Below are 20,354 nucleotides of genomic sequence, written 5' to 3'. Positions count from 1 at the left end.
CTTTTAGGTGGATTACCTTTTGAACGAAAAGTAATTGCCTTATTATATGGTAGTAGGCTTGATGTATGTCAATTTGTTTATCTCTTATAAAAAATAAAAAGCGCTCTTGCATTTCCATTTTTATATGTACCTTTGTAATTTCTCATGAAAATTAAAAATATGAAGAAAGGACTTGTATTAGAAGGAGGTGCGCTTCGTGGATTATTTTCTGCAGGTGTCATGGATGTCTTGATGGAGCAGAAAATAGAGTTTGATGGTGTTGTTGGTGTTTCAGCTGGAGCCTGTTTTGGCTGTAATATTATATCACGTCAACCTGGGCGTGTGATACGGTATAACAAAAAACTAGCTCATGATTGGAGATATGCTTCTCTTCGATCTTGGTTTCTAACTGGTGATTATTTTGGTGGCGAATTTGACTACCATTATATGCCAGAATATATTGATGTTTTTGATGTGAAAACTTTCCAGGAAAATAAAACGGAATTTTGGATAGTTTGCACGGATGTAGAAACTGGTGAACCTGTTTATCAAAAGATAGATAAAGTTGATTATGAAAGTCTAGAATATATTCGTGCTTCGGCATCTATGCCCTTGGCTTCGAAGATTGTGAATATCAATAATCGAAAATTTCTCGATGGGGGAGTTGCTGATTCGATACCATTACGTTTTTTTCAGCAAAAGGGTTTTCAACAGAATGTGGTGGTACTTACCCAACCTGAAGGGTTTATTAAACAGAAAAATAAGTTAATGCCACTGATGAAGATAGTGCTCCGTAAATATCCAAGATTTATTGATGCGATGGCTCGGCGTCATGAAATGTATAATTTTGAGTTAGATTATCTTGCTGTAGAAGAGAAAAAAGGTAATATTTTAGTGATGAGACCGGCAAATAAATTGGCCATTGGACATATATCGCATGATCCAGAAGAAATGCAGATAACGTATGAGCTGGGTAGAAGAGTGGCAGAAAATCGATTAGATGATATTATTAGCTTTATGGTATAATATGTTAAGAGAATAGTTGGACTATTCTCTTTTTTTTAGTTTATGCTTTTTCATAGAACCAACTAATACTTTGTCATTAGAATTATTAATTAATTTATTTATACCTGCTAAAACTTTTTATTGTCAAAGATACGACTTTTAATTGCTGATTATATGCGATATCTAGTTGTCTTTTTCAAATGTAATCCTCCAATTACTTTAATTATTCTTTGTATTTTATCGGCATTCTACTAAAAAGCTGCCATATAAGCAAGATGGATAACTAAAATAACTTTTTAGTGACTGAAAATTATAGCTATTTATGACAAATCAATAAATCATAATATAATGAATTGATAAATAGTTTTTTGGGGTGATTGTATTTCGATTCTTGTAATACCATAATAATAGCTAGAGTAGGTCTTAAATCTTGCTTCTTGTTTATTCGTGAGTTTAAAAATATTGAAATTAATAAATGATAAATATATATAACTATAAATCATCAATAGTTATATTTATATATTGTTAAATGTAAAATCTATCTGTTGTCGTGTTTATTAATGATGTATTTAAATATAGAACAATCATTAATAATATATTTATAAGCGATTAATAGATAACGCATTAAGATATTAATGTTTTTATTATTAGTATATTAATGAGAAATCTTCTTTTTATAAATTAACTTATCATATAATGAATAATCTATAAATAGTGAGTGATATATGGATTTTGAAATAAATCTATTAGTAATTAATGTTTAAAATAGGGTAGGATAATCATTTTCTTTGTTTTGGTACTGTTACCGCATCTTTTCTCCTGGTTTTGTTAGTGTATTATTAATGGAGGAGGGTTTCCTTAGCGGTTTTATTCTAGAAGCTGTAAATAATGCTTTCAGAGAGGTTGTTTTAATAAAATGTTAGCAGAGTATGTTTCTCTATGATTTATAGTCTGTAATGGCTTAAAAATGCTTTTTGTTGCATTTATTGCTAATAGATGTGCTGTTTGTAGTATCATAAATCTTAGCTTACGAGTATTAAATGCCTAGAGTTAGTACTTTAAGTCGTCTATATTATATTCATTTTTTGGAGGGATGCTTTCAATTCTTGTTTCACTTTCTTTTTCTACAGAAATAGTATTAGTTAATTGAAAACTTTAATTCTTTCTTTTAAATTCATGCCTGTATATAATGTTAAATATTTTCATATCTTGGGATCTCTTTTAGAAATATATATTTTTGGTTTTTATAATCTATTTTGCAAATATAGTGTTGAATGCCATTTGATACAATTAAATAATCAACATGTAATAGCATATTGTATACAGTAATTTGATCAAATACCTTTTGTGTAATTTTTATGTGTGGTGCTTTATATTCGATAATCATCTGAGGATGTAAGTTCTTGTCATACAGTACACTGTCTGCTCTTACATTTTTGTCACCTATTTTAAGATTAACTTCATTAGCCATAAGAGATTGTGGATAATTCAGTTTTTCAATTAGATAATGTATAAAATGTTGCCTTACCCATTCTTCAGGAGTAATGGAAACATATTTTTTTCGTAGAATATCAAAAATGGTAGGCTTCTCTATAGTGCCTGATAATTTTGTTTTAAATGGGGGAAGGTTTAATGAAATCATTTTGCTAACTTTGCATTTGTTCATGCAAAGATAGTAATTTTATCTTTCTTAAATCAAGGTTATGATAGAAAAGAAATCTGAAGTGAGTTATGGATCTCTTATGAAGGATCTAAAGGCTCGGAATTTCTCGCCAATATATATATTAGAAGGTGATGAAAGTTTTTATATTGATAAAATTTCAAATTACATTGTAGATAACGTTCTGCAGCCCGATCAAAGAGATTTTAATCAGATAATAGTTTTCGGTTCTGATGTTACTGCAGCTCAAATTGTAGATATTGCATCGAGATATCCTATAATGGCTGAATATCAGGTTGTTATCGTGAAAGAATCGCAAAATCTAAAAAATTTGGATATTTTAGAGAAATATTTCCAAAAACCAGCTAAAAGTACGATTTTGGTATTTTGTCACAAGAACGGTCCTATAGATAAAAGGAAAAAAATCTATGCGATAGCTCAGGCTAATGGTGGTGTAATTTTTGAAAGTAAAAAGTTGCGTGATAGGGAGCTTCCTGGTTTTATAGAAACTTATTTAAAAGAACGAAAAGCTACCATTGAAGCTAAGGCTTCGATGATGATTGTTGATCACGTGGGTGCAGATTTGAGTCGATTAACCTCAGAGTTGGATAAGGTCCTAATCTCTCTTCCTGAAAATGATAGACGAGTAACACCTGAAATTGTAGAAAAGGAAATTGGAGTTAGTAAAGATTTTAATGGATTTGAATTGAGAAATGCAATAATCAATAGAGATGTTTTTAAAGTAAATCAGATAGTAAAATACTTTGACAGTAACCCAAAGGCTGGTTCTATGTACTCTTTTCTCCCTTTGCTCTTTTCTTATTTCGAAAATTTGATGGTAGCATACTATGCTCCACAAAAACAAGATCCTGATGCTCTTGCAAATTTCTTGGATTTGAGAAATGGATGGGCAGCTCGTGATTATATTACAGGAATGAAGAACTATTCTGGTATGAAAGTAATGCAGATTGTAGATAAGATGAGAGAGGTCGACGCAAAGAGTAAAGGTATTAAAAATCCAAATACAGGTGCGGGAGAATTAATGAAAGAATTGGTCTTTTTTATTCTTCATTAATCTGTGAGATAAATGGGAATTTCATATTAATTATTGGATATGTTTTTTTTGATGGTAGCTTTCTCTTTCTAAGAATAGTTTTAGAAGTTTTCTAGTTCTAGGCTCTATTTAACATGTGTTAGCAGTTAAATAGAGCCTTTTTTATATTAATATAGGTGTTTTCTTTTAAATAATAGAATATTTTTGGGGCAAATTAGCTCTGTTTAAAGCTAGATTGCGTTCTTTTTAGACATTTAAAATCTGTCATAAAGTGTTGGTATATAGTAAGTTATGTTGTTTTTAGTGTGCTAAAATTCTCGTATTTTTTAGAATTGTATAGTACTGTGGTGAATTTCAGAAAAAAAGGGATTTTCATTATTTTTAGTTCGATTTGATTTACCATTAACAAATTGTTACATTTAATTTCTTGAATCTTTATTTGTGTGATTTATATAAATAAAGTTGATTTTACTTGTTTATAGGTATTATTTATAAAACTAAAGAAAATATTTAGTTTACTGATTAAAATTATAAAATATAAAACCTTAATAATTCAAAATTTAAACCTATAATTATACAATTTGAATAATACTCAGATAAGTGCCTGAAAGTTAGATACTTACATGTGAAACTTTTTTCTTTTTACTTATGTGAATCATATTTTTTAGGGGTAAATCATCAATATGTCTACATATTGGTTATTCTTCTTGTAATGTAACTGAGGAATAGTCAGTATTTTATGTTTTTTTTCTAAATACTTGCTTTGCAGGGTATTACATACCTGTATTTACATTTATAAATCTAAAAGATCGAAATACACTTTGCTAATTATGTTATTTATGAATTTAAAGATTATAAATCTTAATTTATAATTCAAAATATTTAATTTACATATTGTATATTTCGAAAAAATATTTTATCTTTGTAAAATCTTTAAGCGAGAAGTATTTTTCGCCATTAATACAAAAAACTACTGTAATTATGAAAGATCGAATCAAGCAATTGATGGAAAGTCAGCATATGACTCAACAGAGTTTTGCAGCTTATATAGATATCTCAGCAGCATCACTAAGTAATATTTTTGGTGGTCGTACAAAGCCAACCCTTAATACAGTTGAAGCTATTCAGAAAAAGTTCCCTACCATTAATTTGGCATGGCTTATGTTTGGTCAGGGAGAAATGTTTCAAAATGAAGCTTCAGAGGTAGCTCCTACCCTTATTGAGCAAAATGGTGATCAAGTAGATAATGAAGTAAATGATGATTCTAGTTTACTATCTTCCATGCAATTTGATACACCTGATACACATTGTGTACAAAATACACCCAAAATACATAGTCATATTGTGGTAAAAGATGTTGACAAACCTAAACGAAGAGTTGCTACGATTACTGTATTTTATGATGATGGAACATTCGATACGTTTGTGCCTAAAAAATAATTTTTGTATCTTTGCATAAACATATTGCAAAGAGCAAAAATGAAAAAGTTTATTTTAGACCTTCAAGTAATCTCGGTAGAAGCTTTGAGTGATAAACATGTACTTATCAAGTTAACAGATTTAAAGCCTTTACCAGAGATTATTCCTGGACAATTTCTAGAGGTGCGAATAGATCATTCGCCTGCGACGTTCCTTCGTCGTCCAATTTCAATTAATTTCGTAGATCGTGACAATAACCAATTATGGCTTTTGGTAGCTATTGTTGGTGATGGTACTCGACAGTTGGCAAAGTTGAAAGCCGGTGATACCCTCAATTGTGTAATGCCATTAGGTAATGGGTTCACTCTTCCTATAGAAACAGGCAAAAAGTTTTTGCTTGTTGGTGGTGGTGTAGGTGTTGCTCCTTTACTATATTTTGGTAAGGTAATTAGAGATATGGGGTGTGAACCAGTTTTCCTTCTTGGAGCACGTTCTGCCAAAGATTTGCTTGAGCTTGAATTGTTCAAGCAATATGGACGTGTATATGTAACTACAGAGGATGGAAGTTTGGGTGAGAAAGGTTTTGTTACTAATCACAGTATTCTTGAGAATGAGTCTTTTGATCAGATTTCTACTTGTGGTCCTGGTCCAATGATGGTTAGTGTAGCTCGTTTCGCTAATAAAGCTGGCATTGAGTGTGAGGCTTCTTTAGAAAATAAAATGGCTTGTGGTGTAGGTGCTTGTTTATGTTGTGTTGAAAATACAACAGAAGGAAATCTTCGTGTTTGTCAAGATGGACCTGTATTTAATATAAAGAAATTACTATGGCAGCTTTAAATGTAAAAATAAATGACTTAAAACTTAAAAACCCTGTAATGACAGCATCTGGTACCTTTGGTTATGGGCTTGAATATGCTGATTTTGTGCCTTTAGAAGAAATAGGTGGTATTATAGTTAAAGGTACCACTTTGCTTCCTCGTCAAGGTAACGACTATCCTCGTATGGCAGAAACAGCTCAGGGTATGCTTAATTGTGTGGGGTTACAGAATAAAGGTGTAGATTACTTCATTAATCATATTTATCCTCAAATTAAGGATATAGACACAAATATGATCGTCAATGTAAGTGGTAGTTCTCCAGAAAATTATGCAGCGTGTGCTGAAAAATTAGACGCACTTGATGGTATACCAGCTATAGAAGTTAATATTAGTTGTCCTAATGTAAAGAATGGTGGAATGGCTTTTGGTACAAGTGTAAGAGGTGCTTCAAGTATTGTTAAAGCTGTTCGCGAAGTGTATCATAAAACTATGATAGTGAAGCTTTCTCCTAATGTTACTGATATTGCTGAGATTGCACGTGCATGTGAATCTGAAGGTGCTGATAGTGTTTCTCTTATTAATACATTGATGGGCATGGCTGTGGATATAGAGAAGCGTAAGCCTCTTCTCAGTATTCGCACTGGTGGATTAAGTGGACCAGCTGTTAAGCCTGTAGCACTTAGAATGGTTTATGATGTAGCTCATGCTGTTAAAATCCCTGTTGTTGGTTTAGGTGGTATTTGCACAGCTCAGGATGCTATTGAATTTTTGATGTGTGGTGCAACTGCTATTGAAGTAGGAACTGCTAATTTCCTGGATCCAGCAGTAACTAAGAAAATCAAAGATGGTATAAGTGATTGGCTTGATGCACATGGATGTAAATCAGTTGAGGAGATTATTGGGGCTATTGACTAATACAGTTCATAAAACATAGTGTAAAGTCACTCGACTCTTTGGAAACAAGAGTTGAGTGACTTTTTAAGTTCGAAAATTTTCTTACTGGGCTGATATGTAGATTTTTATAGCAATTATATTTGATGTTGGTATTTATATGATACATAAATCTATAAATACAAATATTAATGAATGTAGTAATAAACTGATTAATTAATCCTAAATAGATAAATTGTGATTATGTCCTATTCTTAAAGTTTAATAGAGTAGGGTTTTTATGGGCTATTATGTAGGTACTATTTAGTTTATAGAATCTGTTAATGACGTAAATATTGAACAAAGCATAAGTAGAATGCTCTCTGCATTTTTTTTAAGATATAGATTTTTGATTGGTCTATTATAAATGAAATGGTATTTCATTTTGGAAACTTTTTTAAGAAGATAAAGTTCTAGAAGAACAGTATATAAACTGGATACAAGTTAAGGGGATATAAACAAATAGTAGAAGATTTGTGGCATGTATACGTTTTCTCTATACAGTTTTTATAAGTACAAATATGCATATTATATTATAAGCGCTTTATTAGAATAAGAAGGCCATAAAAATTTGAGGGTAACTTAAAAGCTACCCTCAACCAACACAAAAACTAAACTAGACTTAACTACTAAATAAAGAGGCTTTCACAAGTACCTTCATTTATTGTATAGTGCAAAGGTACAAAAAATCTCAATACGAACTACTATAATTCGTATAAATTTTCTTGTACTCTTATTTTTTTAGATTTTTGTAGTCTTATTCAGTAAATAATTATCAAGAATGACCATAGCGGCCATAGCTTCCACGATAGGGACAGCTCTAGGGAGTACACATGGATCATGTCTACCTCTTACATCCAATGATGTTGCTTCTCCGTGGATATCTACCGTATTTTGAGGATGAAGTAGAGTTGCAACAGGTTTAAATGCCACTCTAAAATAGATATCTTGTCCGTTACTTATTCCTCCTTGTATGCCTCCACTGTTGTTGGTGCAAGTCGTAACTTTATCAGCAAGGTTCTGGAGTGCAATATTTTTTCGAGGAATAAATTCATCGTTAACTTCACTTCCCCGGGCAGAAGCTCCATCAAATCCGTTGCCGTATTCGAATCCTTTTACAGCATTAATTCCAAGCATTGCAGCTCCTAACTGAGCGTGAAGTTTACCAAATTCAGGTTCACCAAGACCAACAGGACAGCCTTTGATAACGCAAGTTATAGTTCCGCCAATAGTATCGCCTTCTTTTTTGATTTGAGCGATGAGGTCTTCCATATCCTTGGCTTTTTCCTGGTCTGGGCATCTTACAATATTATCTTCTATAGTAGATAAGTCGTATTTGTGGTAATCTTTATCCAGAGCGATTGTACCCACTTGTGAGGTATAGGCTTGAATAGAAATATTCAATTGCTTTAGAGCGAGTTTAGCTAAAGCACCTCCTACACATCTTGCAATGGTAATTCGTGCAGAAGAGCGGCCACCGCCACGGTGGTCTCTTATACCATATTTATTATAATAGGTGAAATCTGCATGAGAGGGTCTAAAGACTTCGCGCATATTATCATAGTCTTTAGAGTGTTGATTAGTATTACGCACTTCGAAAGCAATGGGGGTACCTGTTGATTTACCCTCAAATATGCCACTTAAAAATTCGACTTGGTCGGGTTCTTTTCTGTCTGTCGTAATTTTGCTTTGTCCTGGTTTTCGTCTTTTCAGTTCATTCTGAATAAACTCTAAATCGATGTCTATGCCGGCAGGGAAGCCGTCAACTATACCACCTACAGCAGTACCATGACTTTCGCCAAATGAAGTCAGAGTGAAAATATTTCCAAAAGTATTCCTCATGATCTTTACCTCTTATAATATACGATATAAAAAGCAGAGCTATATTGGCTCTGCTTGTCTTTTTTAGTAATTATTTGCCACAATCGCAGCTACCATCGCCACAGTTGCAGCCACCGTCACCGCAATTTCCGTCGCAATTGCCGCCACAACCACTACAGCCACCTTCGCCACTCATCATTGAAGCCCACTTAGCCATTTCTTCTACGGTTGCTTCATGAGTTTCTACAACTTCGCCTTTGAAGCTAAGTTGTTTGCCAGCCAAAGGATGGTTCATGTCAATCTTTACTTTCTCGTCAGTGATGTTGAGAACACGACCATAAAAAATTTTACCGTCGCCACTGCGTAATGGAAGTACAGCGTCTACTTTGACATTCTCATCATCGAACTTACCATCACGAGAGAAAATTTCTTTCTCCAGTTCGAGCACATAGTTCTCGTCTCTCTCACCGTAAGCCTCTGTTGGACTAAGAGTGAATTCAAACTTGTCGCCTGTATTCAAGTCAAGTACCTGTTTTTCGAATGCCTCGAGAGCTATGCCCATACCTGTGATGAAATTGAAGTTCTTGTCTTCAGTAGTCTTCTCTACCAGTTCTTGTTTGCCGTTTGTAGTATCATACAAGGTGTAAGATATGGCAAAGAATTTGTTCTTCTTTTCGTTCATTTTAACTTTATATAATCTTATTGGGTGCAAAGGTACTAATAAAAAGTGGATTTCTGAAGTCTTCAGCTCGAATTGTGATAGAATGATTATGATTTTGCTATCTGTATCTTACAATCTATTACATAATTTGCGTTCAAATTTCAAAATGAAACTTAAAAGTTTGATTTAAGTCAAGAAAAACGGCTGTTTGCGATAACAGAGTAACGATTTGTTTGTTGGCTAAGATATAATTGCTATCTTTGCATTGTCAAAAGGAAAAAGATTACATCGAAAGATGTTTCCTATAACTAGGAGAAATCTATTTTTTAAGACAATTAGGATAATAATTTTAGGTTTAACAAAAGTGAAGCTTGGTTACTTCACGAAAAAGATTGAAAGGTAAAAAGATTATGAAAAAGATGATTTTATTAGCAGTAGCTTTGTTCAGTATGACAGCAACTTTTGCAGCAGATGAAAATACAACAGCTGCAACAGCAGTAGAAGCTTACAACTTGACCAATGTCAATATGGAGAGTCTTTCTAAAGCTCTTTCATTGAACATTCATCAGGAAGATGCCATCAAGGATATTCACAAGAATTTTAGTGCAGATCTTATGGATGCAGCAGCAGCTTCTAATAATTCAGATCGTAAGGAAATCATTGACAAGGCTATCAAGAATGATTTGAAGTACGTTCGTTCAGTTCTTACAGATTCTCAGTATCGTAAGTATCTTGTTCTTTTAAACACCACCCTTAACAACCGTGGTATCAACAAGTAACAGTTAAGATATTATTTCTATTCGCTATAAAAAGTCGTGAATCTGTTCATCAGGTTTGCGGCTTTTTTGTATGTGGATAGTATTATCACTATTCATTGGTATCTGCTTACTTAATTATAAGTATTTTTTATCGCAAACCTTTTCTTGTAAAACCATAATTTTTAGGTATTGCATGTTATTTAAAAAGCCTTTATCTTTGCAACTGTAAATCATAAGTTATTTCATTCATTTAAAATTTATCGAAAACCAAATGAAAAAGACAGTTGTAATATATGGTTCCACAACAGGAACATTGCAAGCTATCGCTGAGAATATTGCAGAGAAGCTAGGTGTAGAAGCTATTGATGTAGCTAATCTTGACTCGCAGGTTATTGCGGATCATGATAATCTTTTATTAGGTACTTCTACTTGGGGTGCAGGTGAACTGCAGGATGACTGGTATGATGGTGTGAACACCTTAAAAGATACTGGTTTAGCTGGAAAAACGGTTGCACTCTTTGGTACAGGCGATAGCGAGAGTTATCCAGATACTTTTAATGGAGCATTGAAAGAACTTTATGATGCAGTACAGGCTGCTGGTGCAAATGTTCTTGAAGGTGTATCTGCAGACGATTATACGTTTGATGATTCTGAAGCAGTGGTAGATGGAAAGTTTGTTGGTCTTGCACTTGATGATGTAAATGAAAGTGACAAAACGGAAGAGCGTATAGAATCTTGGCTTCAGGCAATTAAACCTAGTTTATAAATTTGAAGCAATAAAAGTGAATTTCTAATAGAAAGAATTCTCATCCATTTTTATATATACTATTTTTATATCTCTCACATCTTAAAGTTAGAATAGCATGCCACAGACAACCTTGATGCCAACCGATATGAAAGTTTTGATGAATCATATTTACGAATATCAAAAAGGAGTTCGTAGGATGGTACTCTTCACTTTCAATCAAAAATATGAAACATTTGCAGTAAAGCGTTTGCAAAGTCTTCATATTGATTATCTTATTCAGCCAGTAGGTAATGATCGGTTAAATCTGTATTTTGGCCGTCAAGAGTGTCTGGATGCTATTCGACTTATCGTGACAAAGCCTCTAAGTAAACTTACTCCTGAAGAAGATTTTATATTAGGTGCGATGTTGGGATATGACATTTGTGTGCAATGTGAGCGCTATTGTCAGCGTAAAGAAAAATGCCGCGAGTGCAAAAATGCACAATAACTGTATAGAAACGAGAATGTGATAAACTTTCAAATCTTGTTCGCTAAAATAAAATTCATAATGTTTTTGTATAATAAAGTAGAAGGAATGTCGTGAGACACTCCTTTTATTGTTTGTACACCCAGTAATATTTTGTGACTATATGTGTTTTACTTTATTTTCATGTAAACAAAAAAGCAGTCTCCATTTTTAGGATAACTGCTTTTTATTTGATCTTAAAACACTTAAATATATGCAATTGATATATCCTATGGGGTATTTCGATTTATCTTTCTGTATAATTGGTATATCTGAAAGCTGGTATACCAAGAGCCATTACAGCTTGGATATGATCAGTTACACCCATAATTTCTTCAAGTTTCTTCTGGTCACCATTGGTATATGCATTAAGTACATAGCCTAGATAAACTTGACTGATGCCTAATGCCTGAGCCATTAGTGAACTATTCTGATAAGCCAATTGGCAGTCTCGTATACCCATATCATGGTTACTTGTGAATACGAGGATTGCAGAACATCCGCGTAGAATTGTATCTCTGCCTCTTGTAGCCGATTTAACTAGACCTTCGAGCATGGCTGCATTATAGTAACCTTCGTTTGCGTTGTTTTCAGCTTTCATTTTAGCAGCCATTTCTAGGAAGGTATCCATAACATACTGCTTTACTTGGAGCAGTTGATCTGCATCTTTGAGCAAGGTAATTTTTACCTGTCGGTTGTTAACAGCAGTAGGGGCATAGTAGCCAGCTTCTATAATCTGTTCGAAAGCACTGTCTTGAATTGTTCTGTCTGTGAACGTTCGGTTAGATCTTCGAGCATGCAGCAAATTCATTAACTGCTCAGGTGTTGGCATATCCTTATAATCTATCTTATGTACCTTTTCATAAGGAATATTGCTATGCTCAATAGAGTGGGTAGGACATACGTCTACACAGTGGCCACAATCGATACAACGCTCTGGTTTGAAAACACGTATGGGAGTCTTCTTTTCGCGTTGCATGAAAATATGAGGAGGACAAACTTGAGTACACTTGCCACACATGATACAAGTGTCCGTATTGATATTAATTTCTGCCATTGTTTTTCCTAAATACTGTTCTTGATTTGTTTCGGGGTGCAAAGATACAATATTATTTGCACATTTGCAAAGAAAGTGGGCAAAAAAATCCCTGACTATCCGAAGAAAGCCAGGGAATATATATTGAACTAAATAATAATCTACCAGATTACTTCTTGTTCAAAGCCAAGTCTACAGCTACAGCGATAGAAACAGTAGCACCCACCATAGGGTTGTTACCGATACCCAAGAAGCCCATCATCTCTACGTGAGCAGGAACTGATGATGAACCTGCGAACTGAGCATCAGAGTGCATACGACCCATAGTATCAGTCATACCATAAGAAGCAGGACCTGCAGCCATGTTATCTGGGTGAAGAGTACGACCTGTACCACCACCTGAAGCTACAGAGAAGTATGGCTTACCAGCCTGAATACGCTCCTTCTTGTAAGTACCAGCTACTGGATGCTGGAAACGAGTAGGGTTAGTAGAGTTACCAGTGATAGATACATCAACGTTCTCTTTCCAGAGGATAGCAACACCCTCACGAACATCATCTGCACCATAGCAACGTACCTTTAGGCGGCTAGGATCTGTACCATAAGCCTTTTCCTGTACAATGTTAAGTTCAGACTTGAAATAATCGAACTTAGTCTGTACATAGGTAAAGCCATTAATACGGCTGATAATCTGAGCAGCATCTTTACCAAGACCGTTCAAGATAACGCGAAGTGGGTTCTTACGAACTTTGTTTGCCATTTCTGCGATTTTGATAGCACCCTCAGCTGCAGCAAAACTCTCATGACCAGCCAAGAATGCGAAACACTCAGTCTCATCACGGAGCAAACGAGCTGCCAAGTTACCATGGCCGATACCAACCTTGCGGTCGTCAGCTACAGAACCTGGGATACAGAAGCTCTGCAAACCGATACCGATGTATTCTGCAGCTTCAGCAGCAGACTTAGCACCTTTCTTGATAGCGATAGCAGCACCACATACATATGCCCATTTAGCGTTCTCAAAACAAATACGCTGTGTATCTTCACACATCTGATATGGATCGATACCAGCTTTTTCACAAATCTCGTTGGCTTCTTCAATACTGTTGATGCCGTTCTCCTTCAGAGCTGCAAGAACTTGGTTAATACGACGTTCCTGACTCTCAAAACTTACTTCTCTAATCATAATATCGTATTTCCTTATTCTTTACGTGGATCAATAACTTTAGCAACACCCTGTTCCTTCTTGGTACGACCGTATGTGCCAGTGAACTTCTTAACAGCCTCATTAGCATCCATTCCGTTCTTGATAGCTTCCATCATCTTGCCGAGGTGTACATACTCGTAACCACAGATTTCGTTATTCTCATCGAGGAAGTTCTTGGTGATGTAACCTTCAGTCAACTCGAGGTAACGAGAACCTTTAGCTACAGTACCGTATGTTGTACCTGTCTGGCTGCGAAGACCCTTACCAAGATCCTCAAGACCAGCACCGATTGCCAAACCGCCCTCAGAGAAAGCACTCTGTGTACGACCGTAAACAATCTGAAGGAACAACTCGCGCATAGCTGTGTTAATAGCATCGCAAACCAAGTCTGTATTCAAAGCTTCGAGGATAGTCTTGCCAGGAAGAATCTCAGAAGCCATAGCAGCTGAGTGAGTCATACCTGTACAACCAGTTGTCTCTACGAGGCACTCCTGAATTACACCATCCTTAACGTTAAGAGACAATTTGCAAGTACCCTGCTGTGGAGCACACCAGCCGATACCATGAGTATAGCCAGAAATGTCCTTAATCTCTTTAGCCTGAATCCATTTGCCCTCTTCAGGGATTGGAGCTGGACCATGATTTGCGCCTTTAGCAACGCTACACATGTTCTTAATTTCAGTTGAATAAATCATGTTACTAAAATTAAATTTTAAATGTTTATTTATAATAAATAGTATTTCTTAATTCTCGCTTTCGCTCGAAAATAATTTCTTGTTCTCTTGGGGACTTCCCTAAGGCTTATAAGTTAGCCACGTGCAAAATTACCTTTTTTTCGTGGATTGGGCAAGAAAATCGATAGAAAACATGCTATTTGGATTAAATCCAGATAATGAATGATGTCTACTTGATTTTATCGTATTTTACTTCTTAAGTGATTGCTAAATATAGGGAGGTGGTAATGTCTGGGTATGTTTCTAACTGCTTTTAAGTCTGTAGGTGGATATACAAATATAATAAAAAGCAAGAATATTGCTATCTTTTAACCTCTTCATCTAGGGAAAATAAACGTTACCTATTAGTATATATTCTTTCTCGAATACGCTTTTTTGCAAGTGATTTGTTAGAGCATAGTTTTTGGGTGTAAAGGGGGGAGAGTTGTTCTAATCTAAATTGAAGTTTAATGAATAAGATTTTATACTTTTAGGTGTCATTTGATGACATATTAGAATTTTGAATTTATAAATATGTTATAACTTGTTGAATATCTGTGTGTTGTGTTTGTACTATAATAAGCGTATTCCACTCAAGGTTTACAATTCCTGAATAAATCATGATTCTTATAGCATGTTTTTGTAATTATAATAATAATCTTATGGCTATACTGCTAGAAGGAGACCATATTCAGTTAGTCTTGTCTCTACGTCTCTATTTTGAAAAAACAATGCTTTTAAAGTTCGCTTTATTTGTAAAATGCTTATCTTTGCATAATATTAGAAGTGACTGATATTCTATTCCCTAAAAGTGAATATTTGTACTTCGTTAGATTATAATATGAGGTAATATAAAAAGGTTTTAAGAACACCAAAAAATATGAAGAAAATTAAGTTATTTGTAATTACAGTTTTAACAGCACTTACTTTTGTGTCTTGTGGGACAACTTCAACTGTTCCTTTGACTGGACGTCAACATCGAATTTCTGTATCTGATGAGTATATTTTGTCTCTTTCTAATCAGGAATATAAGCAATATATGGCAAAGGCAAAAAAGTCTACCGATGTAGCTAATACAGCTCTTGTTCAGCGAGTTGGTAAGAATTTGGCCAATGCGGTAGTTAGTTATCTCAAGAGTAATGGATATGCCAATGAAGTGAATAATTTTGCATGGGAGTTTAATCTTGTTGCAGACAAAAGTGCTAATGCATTCTGTATGCCTGGTGGTAAAATCGTAGTTTATGAAGGTTTGTTACCTTATACACAGAATGAGACAAGTTTGGCAATCGTTCTTGGTCACGAAATCGCTCATGCAGTAGCTAAGCATAGTGCAGAGCAAATAACCAAACAGAAAAATCAGCAAATGGGTACTTCAATTGTGGGTAATATTCTGAATCAAACTATTGGTGGTAATGTTGGTAATATTGCTGCGGGTGTAGCTGGTCAGTATTTCTCTTTTAAAAATCTGAAATATAGTCGAGAAAATGAGCTTGAAGCCGACAATATGGGCCTCATTTTTGCGGCTATGGCTGGTTATGATCCAGAGCAAGCTATTCCTTTTTGGAAACGTATGAGTTCGGCAGGCGGTAATACGAATGAACTTTTGAGTGATCACCCAAGTGATGCAACTCGTATCAGTGCTCTTCAGAAGGCAATGCCTACAGCATTGAAGTATTATAAGCCAAGAACAACAACTTCTAAGAAAACGACTGAAAGGGCTGTCAAAAAGTCTGGCAATAAAAGGAAGTAAATATTTTTAGGTTAATATAGTTAATCCCTGTTTCTTTCAAAAGATGAAAGCAACAGGGATTTTTTTGATATTAAGTTATGTATCTGTATTATCTGTGAATTAACTATTTTTGAAGAGCTCTTTAATTCCGCCTATGCTACCCATAAGATTGCTGGCTTCATAAGGTAGGAATACGGTCTTTGTCTTGTCACCATCAGCCACATCCTGCAACATTTGGATATATTTTTGGGCAAGCAGATAGTTAGCTGGATTAGTGCTTTTTCCTACCGCCTCTGTAATTCTGTTGATGGCTACAGCTTCAGCTTCAGCTTTGCGTATACGAGCCTGAGCCTGTCCTTCTGCGCGAAGAATAGCCTGCTGCTTATCAGCTTCGGCCTGATTGATACGAGCAGCTTTTTCACCTTCAGACTTTAGAATCTGGCTTTGTTTTTCACCCTCGCTGGTAAGAATGGCTGCACGTTTGTTACGTTCAGCTTGCATCTGCTTCTCCATAGCGTTTAACACGCTCTCTGGTGGAATAATATCCTGAAGCTCTACACGGTTCACTTTGATACCCCATTTGTTAGTAGCATCATCGAGCACACCACGAAGTTTACTATTAATAGTATCACGGCTCGTCAGCGTTTGGTCGAGTTCCATTTCACCGATAATATTACGAAGTGTAGTCTGTGTAAGCTTTTCGATAGCGTTTGGTAGATTGCTTATTTCGTAAACAGCCTTAAATGGATCTACAATCTGAAAATAGAGTAGAGCGTTAATTTGCATCTGAATGTTATCCTTAGTAATAACATTTTGACGGTCGAAATCGTACACCTGTTCACGTAAATCTATGGTGTCGGTGTAAGAATAGCGACCACGATTGATGGTAACAATTTCTTTGGCGCGATCTACGAACGGAATAATGATGTTGATACCCGGTTTAAGGGTTGCAAAATACTTGCCGAGGCGCTCGATAATTTTAGTTTCTGATTGCGGTATAATGACTACTGCCATTTTGACGAAAATGAGCACTAATACCACAATTGCAACAAGCACATAAGTAGCTATGTCCATAATCTTGAAATTTTAAAAAGTTTATAATTTGTATACTATATATTCTTAATTTTTCTAACGGTCATTATAATTGATTCGCGTTCCACGATTTCTACTTTTTCGCCTATGGCAATGTATGCGTCGTCGATAGATTTTGATTTCCATTGGTCTCCATCTACCTGTATGTAGCCATAGCCGTTAGCAGGAATAGTCTCGACTACTTTACCTATTTTTCCTATCAGTGCGTCGGCATTACTGTTACGTATATCTGCTCCTTTGTGTATGAGGTCAACCAATTTTGGGCGGATAAGCCAAATGCTCAGAACAGACATGACTGCCCATACCATAATTTGTACCCAAAGAGGCAGATGTGCTAAAGCTGGACAAACGGTTAGTAATGCACCGACAGCAAAGCATGTAATATAAAAATCGCCCGAACAAAGTTCAAGAATTAGGCATACGGCTGTGATAATCAGCCAAAAAAGCCATAGATTATTGGAAATATATTCGATCATACAGGGTTATAATTAGGGTTTATTATTAGTTGTATATCTATTCTTAGGTGTAAAGATATAAAAAAAATGATAAAGTTGAAAATTTTTCGTGCTTTTTTCGAAAAAAGTGGTACTTTTGCATTAAATAGTATTAAGATGAAAATAGCAATTATTGCGGGCGCACGCCCTAATTTTATCAAGGTAGCTCCAATATTAAGAGCCGTACAAAACTGCAAGAATGAGCGTTTGAATGTAAAACTTGTGTATACAGGTTCAGCAGACGATAAAACATTAGAAGATTCGCTTTTTGATGATTTGCAGATAGCTCGTCCGGATGTGTTTCTTGGAGTAGATTGTGAGAATCTGAACGAACTTACAGGTAAAGTCATGTCGGCATTTGAGCAGTATCTTCATGAATTTCCTACTGATGCTGTCATTGTTGTAGACGATTTGGCTTCTACTATGGCCGTTTCTATAGTTACAAAGAAAAGAGGTATATTATTAGCTCATATAGCAGCGGGTACCCGTAGTTTTGATATAACTATGCCTAAAGAGATTAACCGCTTAGTTATTGATGGTCTAAGTGATATTCTCTTTACTGCTGGCCTTAGCAATAACTCTATAGCTAATAAAGAGGGTGCGGAGTTGAGTAAGGTTTATATGGTGGGTAACATTCTTATTGATAATATCCGCTTTTTGCAAGCCTTTATGCATCGTTCTCAGTTGATGGAGGATATGCAGTTGCAGGATAAGCAGTATCTTGTATTTACGTTGAATCGCAAGGCTATTATCGAGAATCACGAGAAATTGTTTGCTATGCTTGAAGCTGTTGTCAATAATGCTGGCCATCTGCCGGTTATAGCTCCATTGCGTGATTTAGCAAAAGAGATAGTTGAATCTATTGCTGCAGAAAAGCAATTAGATATGTCACATTTTCATATTGTAGAGCCTCAGGGGTATCTCGACTTCAGTTATCTTACAGCTCATGCAAAGGGCATTATTACCGATAGTGGCAATGTGGCAGAGGAAGCTACTTTTAACCAAGTGCCTTGTATTACGCTTAATGATTATACAGAGCACATTGAAACTGTTAAGGTTGGTACTAATGTCCTTGTGGGTGAGGATGCAAATCTACTGGCTTCTTCTTTGAAAGATATTTTGGCAGACCGTTGGAAAAAGGCTGATATCCCTGAGCGTTGGGATGGACGAACAGCAGAACGTATTTTGCAGATTTTACTTGATGCGTAGCTGCATCTTAAAAGGTTACTAGCCCGTTGAATTACATTTGATAAAACATGAATTTGAAAACGATAAATATTGCGAATTAATTTTAGATAGTGCTGCAAGAAACTGATAAATATAAATTTTTGACTGAGGCTCCAGTAAATGGCGTAATTCTTAAAATGGCCATTCCTACTATTATGTCGATGCTTGTTACGAGCCTTTATAATATGGTGGATACCTATTTCGTGGGGCGGCTGGATACGCAGTCTACTGCAGCTGTTGGTATTGTTTTCTCGTTCATGTTTTTTATCCAATCGTTTGGTTTTTTCTTTGGTCATGGATCTGGCAATTATATTTCTCGAGAATTAGGAGCTAAGCATCATGCCAAAGCCGAGAAAATGGCGAGTATTGGTTTCTTTTCGTCTTTTCTTTTTGGTTGTATCATTCTTTTTTATGGTGAAATATTACTCAAGCCTTTGAGTTTGCTGTTAGGAAGCACACCAACGATTTTACCATATACTGAGCGCTATTTGTGGATTATTCTTCTCGGAACGCCATTTTTAACATCATCGCTTACTCTAAACTGTCAAATGCGGCTTCAGGGTTATGCTAATAAAAGTATGCAGGGAATGGTGTTGGGTGCTCTACTTAACTGTATACTCGATCCTCTTTTTATCTTCACATTTAATATGGGTTTATCTGGAGCAGCCATAGCAACGGTTGTCGGCCAAATTGTAAGTTTTGGTATCCTGTTAGCTATGACTCGCCAGGATGGAATAATAGGTATACGATGGTCAAATTTTAAGCCTACATGGATAGCGATGAAGGAAATATTCTATGGTGGCAGTCCTTCTTTGTCGCGACAAGGGCTAGGGTGTTTTGCCACAGTAGCGCTTAATTATACTGCAGGAATATATGGCGATGCTGCCATAGCTGCTATGAGTATAGTTAATCGTATTACCATGTTTGTCATGTCTATTGTGGTAGGTTTAGGACAAGGTTTTCAGCCTGTATGTGGATTCTGTTATGGTGCAAGGCTTTTCGACCGATTAAAGCAGGCCTATTGGTTTGTTGTTAAGGTGGGTACCATATTTTTGATAGTTATGGGATTGATAGGCATCTATTATAGTCATGAAATAGTGAGTTTGTTTCGTGATGATGCTGCTGTTGTCGCTATAGGAGCTCCAGCTCTGGTATGGCAGCTTGTTGCTTATCCGCTTAATGCGCTTTCTATGGCAAGTAATATGATGACTCAAACATGTCGTAAACCATGGCGTGCAAATATTCTAGCTGCAGCACGTAAAGGCCTTTTCTTTGTTCCACTTATCCTTATACTTCCTTATTTCTTTGGGTTAAAAGGAGTAGAGATGTGTCAGGCCTGGAGTGATATACTTGCTTTTATTCTTACTGTTCCTGTTATGATTTATACTTTCAAGCAATTGGATAGCGAGTTTAAAGAGGAAAACGGTGATATTCATTATAGTAATGAAGTTTTAGAATAATAATAATAAAGTTAGTACGTTTAATATTAAAGCCTTTT

The 20,354-nt window shown here is 35.4% G+C and carries 19 protein-coding genes; 11 read left to right on the top strand and 8 right to left on the bottom strand.

The genetic code is table 11. From position 1 onward, the window contains the following. Positions 1–159 precede the first annotated feature (159 nt). Positions 160–1,005 (top strand): patatin-like phospholipase family protein, encoded by an 846-nt coding sequence (locus tag L6471_RS10540; RefSeq protein ID WP_027452926.1) that lies wholly within the window; start codon positions 160–162, stop codon positions 1,003–1,005. Positions 1,006–2,176: 1,171 nt separating this feature from the next. Here L6471_RS10540 and L6471_RS10535 read toward each other — a convergent pair. Then, complete coding sequence (locus tag L6471_RS10535; protein WP_237797298.1) at positions 2,177–2,626, bottom strand: type I restriction enzyme HsdR N-terminal domain-containing protein; 450 nt, start codon at positions 2,624–2,626, stop codon at positions 2,177–2,179. Between the two features lie 61 nt (positions 2,627–2,687). On the opposite strand from L6471_RS10535, the gene holA reads away from it, so the two are divergent. The 4 genes from holA to L6471_RS10515 all read left to right on the top strand — a co-directional run bounded on the left by holA (position 2,688) and on the right by L6471_RS10515 (position 6,850). Beyond that, a complete protein-coding gene (holA, locus tag L6471_RS10530) occupies positions 2,688–3,719 on the top strand; it encodes a DNA polymerase III subunit delta (RefSeq protein ID WP_237797297.1) in 1,032 nt (343 codons plus the stop codon). Positions 3,720–4,679: 960 nt separating this feature from the next. Beyond that, positions 4,680–5,138 (top strand): helix-turn-helix domain-containing protein, encoded by a 459-nt coding sequence (locus L6471_RS10525; protein WP_027452923.1) that lies wholly within the window; start codon positions 4,680–4,682, stop codon positions 5,136–5,138. 39 nt (positions 5,139–5,177) lie between these two features. Further along, positions 5,178–5,954 carry a dihydroorotate dehydrogenase electron transfer subunit gene (locus L6471_RS10520; RefSeq protein ID WP_006283354.1) on the top strand — a complete coding sequence of 259 codons (777 nt, stop codon included), beginning with the start codon at positions 5,178–5,180 and terminating at the stop codon, positions 5,952–5,954. Then, entirely contained in the window at positions 5,942–6,850 is a 909-nt protein-coding gene (locus L6471_RS10515; protein WP_006283355.1) for a dihydroorotate dehydrogenase, read from the top strand. Before L6471_RS10520 ends, L6471_RS10515 begins: the two co-directional genes overlap by 13 nt. Before the next feature lie 756 nt (positions 6,851–7,606). Here L6471_RS10515 and aroC read toward each other — a convergent pair. Beyond that, the gene (gene aroC / locus L6471_RS10510) at positions 7,607–8,707 is read right to left on the bottom strand and encodes a chorismate synthase (RefSeq protein ID WP_027452922.1); all 1,101 of its coding nucleotides are present in this window, start codon (positions 8,705–8,707) and stop codon (positions 7,607–7,609) included. A gap of 70 nt (positions 8,708–8,777) precedes the next feature. After that, positions 8,778–9,368, bottom strand: coding sequence for an FKBP-type peptidyl-prolyl cis-trans isomerase (locus tag L6471_RS10505; RefSeq protein WP_006283357.1), 591 nt, complete (start codon positions 9,366–9,368; stop codon positions 8,778–8,780). A gap of 389 nt (positions 9,369–9,757) precedes the next feature. Between L6471_RS10505 and L6471_RS10500 the strand changes: the two genes are divergently transcribed. The 3 genes from L6471_RS10500 to L6471_RS10490 all read left to right on the top strand — a co-directional run bounded on the left by L6471_RS10500 (position 9,758) and on the right by L6471_RS10490 (position 11,340). Further along, complete coding sequence (locus L6471_RS10500) at positions 9,758–10,126, top strand: hypothetical protein (protein WP_039871114.1); 369 nt, start codon at positions 9,758–9,760, stop codon at positions 10,124–10,126. 250 nt (positions 10,127–10,376) lie between these two features. Continuing rightward, on the top strand, positions 10,377–10,871 hold the full coding sequence (gene fldA, locus L6471_RS10495; RefSeq protein WP_006283359.1) for a flavodoxin FldA: 495 nt from the start codon (positions 10,377–10,379) through the stop codon (positions 10,869–10,871). 97 nt (positions 10,872–10,968) lie between these two features. Continuing rightward, positions 10,969–11,340, top strand: a complete 372-nt coding sequence (locus tag L6471_RS10490) for a DUF2023 family protein (protein WP_006283360.1) — start codon at positions 10,969–10,971, stop codon at positions 11,338–11,340. 265 nt (positions 11,341–11,605) lie between these two features. On the opposite strand, the gene L6471_RS10485 is transcribed toward L6471_RS10490, so the two are convergent. The 3 genes from L6471_RS10485 to L6471_RS10475 form a co-directional block, all read right to left on the bottom strand. Beyond that, positions 11,606–12,415: a nitroreductase family protein gene (locus L6471_RS10485; protein WP_006283361.1), complete on the bottom strand. Its 810-nt coding sequence runs from the start codon at positions 12,413–12,415 to the stop codon at positions 11,606–11,608. Between the two features lie 148 nt (positions 12,416–12,563). Beyond that, positions 12,564–13,580 carry a GGGtGRT protein gene (locus L6471_RS10480; protein WP_006283362.1) on the bottom strand — a complete coding sequence of 339 codons (1,017 nt, stop codon included), beginning with the start codon at positions 13,578–13,580 and terminating at the stop codon, positions 12,564–12,566. Between the two features lie 14 nt (positions 13,581–13,594). After that, on the bottom strand, positions 13,595–14,296 hold the full coding sequence (locus L6471_RS10475) for an iron-sulfur cluster assembly scaffold protein (protein WP_027452918.1): 702 nt from the start codon (positions 14,294–14,296) through the stop codon (positions 13,595–13,597). 898 nt (positions 14,297–15,194) lie between these two features. Here L6471_RS10475 and L6471_RS10470 point away from each other — a divergent pair. Next, the gene (locus L6471_RS10470; protein WP_237797296.1) at positions 15,195–16,064 is read left to right on the top strand and encodes a M48 family metallopeptidase; all 870 of its coding nucleotides are present in this window, start codon (positions 15,195–15,197) and stop codon (positions 16,062–16,064) included. Between the two features lie 99 nt (positions 16,065–16,163). Here the strand turns inward: L6471_RS10470 and L6471_RS10465 are convergent, their stop codons facing one another. Together L6471_RS10465 and L6471_RS10460 are read right to left on the bottom strand one after the other, a co-directional pair. After that, positions 16,164–17,117 (bottom strand): SPFH domain-containing protein, encoded by a 954-nt coding sequence (locus L6471_RS10465; protein WP_006283365.1) that lies wholly within the window; start codon positions 17,115–17,117, stop codon positions 16,164–16,166. Positions 17,118–17,152: 35 nt separating this feature from the next. Beyond that, the gene (locus L6471_RS10460) at positions 17,153–17,611 is read right to left on the bottom strand and encodes an NfeD family protein (RefSeq protein WP_237797295.1); all 459 of its coding nucleotides are present in this window, start codon (positions 17,609–17,611) and stop codon (positions 17,153–17,155) included. A gap of 135 nt (positions 17,612–17,746) precedes the next feature. Between L6471_RS10460 and L6471_RS10455 the strand changes: the two genes are divergently transcribed. Both L6471_RS10455 and L6471_RS10450 read left to right on the top strand, forming a co-directional pair. Further along, positions 17,747–18,838, top strand: a complete 1,092-nt coding sequence (locus L6471_RS10455; RefSeq protein ID WP_027452916.1) for a UDP-N-acetyl glucosamine 2-epimerase — start codon at positions 17,747–17,749, stop codon at positions 18,836–18,838. Positions 18,839–18,927: 89 nt separating this feature from the next. Beyond that, positions 18,928–20,316, top strand: a complete 1,389-nt coding sequence (locus tag L6471_RS10450) for an MATE family efflux transporter (RefSeq protein ID WP_006283368.1) — start codon at positions 18,928–18,930, stop codon at positions 20,314–20,316. Positions 20,317–20,354: the final 38 nt, after the last annotated feature.

Source organism: Segatella bryantii (assembly GCF_022024215.1).
In the GTDB taxonomy this organism is placed as follows: Bacteria; Bacteroidota; Bacteroidia; order Bacteroidales; family Bacteroidaceae; genus Prevotella; species Prevotella bryantii.
Note: the sequence above shows the minus strand (reverse complement) of the source record. Positions and strands in the feature narration are given on the sequence as shown.